The organism is Nocardia sp. NPDC004260, assembly GCF_053603155.1.
Window position 1 is genome coordinate 258,212 of record NZ_JBSGEZ010000001.1, and the last position, 1,865, is coordinate 260,076.

Sequence of the window (1,865 nt, forward strand, 5' to 3'; positions counted from 1 at the left end):
ATGGATCGGGCCGTGTCGGGACCGTGCGCCGGGTTCCGGACAACGGGCGCCCTCGACAGGGTTTGGGCGGACCCCCGATGCCGGGTGCGATTCAACAGTGCGCGTTGCGATTCGGTAGATAACAGACCCGAATGCGGTAATTGCGAGTACTTTCCGTTTGTAGCGGCCTGGAGTGAGGAAGAGAGACCTATGGTGGAGGTCGACTGGACGGGCGAAGCTGTACATGCGCTTCGCACGGCGATGAAGCGAAGCCGTTACGAATTCGCGCGTCTGGTGGGCGTCACACCGCGCACCGTGGTCCTGTGGGAGAACGGCCGGACAACCCGGATGCACGCCGCTAGCCAGCGTCTCCTGGACAGGGTCCTGTCGGGCGTCGATTCAGTCGTCGCCGAACGATTCGAGCGCGCTGTCACCACGCGCCAGGAGCCGACCCCCGACTACGAACGCGCCGATTCGGCGCCCGAAAGGCACACCAAGCTCGGTAGGGAAATCGGGCTCGACAAGGAAGTCGAGGAAGACGACGTGAGAAGGCGAGAACTGCTGGCCTGCATCGGCGCGGGCATGGCAGGCCAGGCGGCGGACCTGGTGGCGAGCGAACCGGAGAGGATGCTGGCAACCCTCGACGCGGGGTCGATCAGCGAACGGCGACTGGCGTTCCTGGAGCAGTCGGCCGAGGTCCTGGGCACGCGGGTGGTCCAGGTTCCGCCCCACGAGCTGTTGCAGACGGGGCTCGAGCAATTCCGGCTGGTGCGTGGCTGTCTCGGCGAACGGCAGCCCACCCATCAGCAGGTCCGATTGGTGCGCACGGCCGGACGGCTGGCGAACGTGGTGGGCGAGATCCTCTTCAACGAGGGGCATTTCGGTCAGGCGCGCATGTGGTATGCCACCGCGATCCACGCCGCGCAGGACATCGGCGACCGCTATTCGGAGGACATCGCCTTGGCCGGGCTCGCGTATTTGCCGACGTATAGCGATAAACCGAAGGAAGTTTTGCAGTTACTCGACGGCCGCTTGCAAGAAAATCCGTCATACGGCCCGGCCGCCGCATGGTTATGGGGAATGGCGGCGCGTGCGCACGCCAGTCTCGGGCACGCCGATGAATTCGCGCGGTGTATCGCACGATCGGCATCGGCTTTGGAAGATGTCGGGTCGGAAGACCTTTCGGTCGGTATTTTTTCTTTCCGCCCGGAGAAACTCGCTTTTTATCAGGCCATCGGATATTCCCGGCTCGGCCGCGCCGAGGAGACCGCCGTGGCGGCCGCCCGCGCGATGGCCTTGTACGACCCGTCGGAGACCATGGAGCCCGCCTTGGTCCGCTTCGAGCACGCCACGGCGCTGCTGGCCTCGGGCGAGGTCGAGGAGGCCTGCGCGGTGGCCACCAGCGCCATCACGAACGCGCACACCTACGTGGGACTCACGGTCACCAAGCGCGCGAAACAGTTCGACTCGGCGCTCGGCGGCCTGCGCACCAGAGCCGTCGCGGAATGGCGGCAGCACGCGCACGCGGTGATCGACGCGGCGCACGCCGAGGTCTGAGCCCGCAGACGAGGCGGGGCGCACCGGTCGGCAGGGGGATGTGGACCGGCGCGCCCCGCGTATTCAAGTGGTCAGTTCGCCTCGGTGGACATGGCTTCGATGAGCGATTTGGGACGCATGTCCACCCAGTGCGTCTCGACGTACTCCAGGCAGGACTTGCGGTTGGCGGCGCCGTAGGCGATGGACCAGCCGCCGGGAACGGCGGCGAAGACCGGCCAGAGGGAGTGTTCGCCCTCCTGGTTGATCAGGACGTAGAACTTGGCGTTGTCGTCGTCGAACGGGTTGGTCATTTCGGATTTCCTTCTTCCTGGTCAGATCAGGTGGGGGGT

General features: G+C 65.7%; 2 protein-coding genes. One reads left to right on the forward strand and one right to left on the reverse strand.

Features of this window, described 5'->3' with window-relative positions; translation table 11 throughout:
• The first annotated feature begins 84 nt into the window (after window positions 1–84).
• Window positions 85–1,536 (forward strand): helix-turn-helix domain-containing protein, encoded by a 1,452-nt coding sequence (locus tag ACWEO7_RS01115; RefSeq protein WP_452419958.1) that lies wholly within the window; start codon window positions 85–87, stop codon window positions 1,534–1,536.
• Window positions 1,537–1,607: 71 nt separating this feature from the next.
• Here the strand turns inward: ACWEO7_RS01115 and ACWEO7_RS01120 are convergent, their stop codons facing one another.
• Entirely contained in the window at window positions 1,608–1,826 is a 219-nt protein-coding gene (locus tag ACWEO7_RS01120) for an MbtH family protein (RefSeq protein ID WP_355074840.1), read from the reverse strand.
• Window positions 1,827–1,865: the final 39 nt, after the last annotated feature.

Coding starts and splice junctions, on each gene's coding strand:
- ACWEO7_RS01120 (WP_355074840.1), bottom strand. CDS start 1,826: ATGACCAACCCGTTCGACGACGACAACGCCAAGTTCTACGTCCTGATC.